General features: G+C 57.5%; 3 protein-coding genes. All 3 read right to left on the bottom strand.

Annotated features, from left to right (window positions below; genetic code table 11):
* A partial coding sequence (locus ACPLUI_RS14685; protein WP_424660982.1) for a type II toxin-antitoxin system HicA family toxin occupies positions 1–142 on the bottom strand: 142 nt, incomplete at its 3' end.
* Between the two features lie 2 nt (positions 143–144).
* Positions 145–354 (bottom strand): 2-oxoisovalerate dehydrogenase, encoded by a 210-nt coding sequence (locus ACPLUI_RS14680; protein WP_424660981.1) that lies wholly within the window; start codon positions 352–354, stop codon positions 145–147.
* A gap of 126 nt (positions 355–480) precedes the next feature.
* On the bottom strand, positions 481–1,652 hold a 1,172-nt coding region (murJ, locus tag ACPLUI_RS14675; protein ID WP_424660980.1), incomplete at its 5' end, for a murein biosynthesis integral membrane protein MurJ.

The raw sequence follows: 1,652 nt of genomic DNA, 5'->3' as shown, positions 1-1,652 counted from the left end.
GAGCATGTAGAGGTATGGTAATATGGTGTTCTCCTTGTATAGTCGTAGTAAGACGAAGATGACTTCCTGTTTGACGTGTTACGCGGTATCCATATCGAGCCAAAAGTTTTGCTAATTTCTCTCCGCTTACGTCTCTGGGCACCCTCACACTGCTATAACCTCATCTTTCACGATATGCAAGCGGATCAGCCGGGGCATATCTTTGTCTTCAAAATGACAGCGTACCGCGTCCCGAACAACAACCCTTATTTCGTCCAAATTCTCGCCTTCTGTGAATATTGAGTGGCCGAGTGCTCGTGCTGTATAACCGCCTTCCTGGGCTTCCTCGACCAAAAAAATTATCTCCTGGACCAATATAATCCCTCCTATCGCCAGGTAATCGATCACGACCAATATACCACACTTTGACACAACGCACAATTATACCGGACAGACACATTCTCGAGAACGGCTTACCGCCCCTGATTTCCAGATCTATGATTATCCCAGGTAGGATTTCTCGCATTTTTGAGTCCTCCTCGCACGCACCAAGCTCACCCCGCGCAAAAAGGTCCGCCGGAGGAGACCCTCCAGGTACAGGTACTCATCCAGCCTAAGGAACCGGCAGACCCCGGCGAATACCAGCAGCCCGGCCAGGGCATCCAGGGCCAGCCTCAGGGCCAGAACAGCGGTGCCTCCCGCCAGCACACCGGCCAGGTACCCGTCCATAAACGATGCCGTCCCTCCTGCCAGAAGAGAAGCCAGGGCGGTACCGGCAGTAAAAAAGAGAACGCCTTTCGCGGCCAGCCCGGGCACCCGCCGCGCCAGGAGGCAAAATAAAACCACCACGTTAAATGTCGCCGCCAGGGAATTGGCAAGGGCCAGGCCGCCGTGCGCCAGGGGCCGGACCAGCAGCAGGCTGAAAACAAGGTTCACGCCCACCGCGCATACTCCCACCTTCACCGGGGTGGTCGTATCCTGCAACGCGTAAAAGCCCCGCGTGAGCACCGGCGCCAGGCACTGCCCCGCCAGGCCAAAAGAGAAGCACAACAAAGCAAACACGGTCATGGCCAGGTCGTTTTTGTCAAAAGCCCCACGCATAAAAAGCAGCCTCACCACCGGCTGGCGCAAAAAAGCCAGGCCCACTCCCGCCGGCAGGGCGACAAGTAAAACTGTTTTCACCGCCCGCAACAAGGTATGGCTAAAACCAGCCCCATCCCCGGAAGCAGCCTTATTCGACAGCGCAGGGAAAATGGCCGTACCCAAAGCCATCACGACCACCCCCTGGGGCAGGAGGATGAGCTTGGAAGCATAATTGAGCGCCGAAATGCTGCCCTCGGGCAGGCCCGAGGCCAGAACGCGGTCGATGACGAGGTAAACCTGGCCAATCCCCGTACCGATCATCACCGGGAACATCAGACCAAAGGCCTGCTTCAGACCGGGGTGATGGAGGTCCACCGCGGGGCGGAAGGGAAACCCCGCCCGCCGCAGGTAGGGCACCTGCAGCACCATGGCGGCCATATTCCCCACGAGGTTCCCCACAGCCACGGCCACAATGCCGAACCTCAACCCGGCCAGGATGGAAGCAATGATAAACACATTGGTAACCACGGGGGCCAGGGCCGGAGGCCCGAAAATGTTGTTGGCGTTCAGCAGCCCGTAGAAAAGGTTCG

This window comes from Desulfofundulus sp., from assembly GCF_049701015.1.
Classification (GTDB): domain Bacteria; phylum Bacillota; class Desulfotomaculia; order Desulfotomaculales; family Desulfovirgulaceae; genus Desulfofundulus.
Note: the sequence above shows the minus strand (reverse complement) of the source record. Positions and strands in the feature narration are given on the sequence as shown.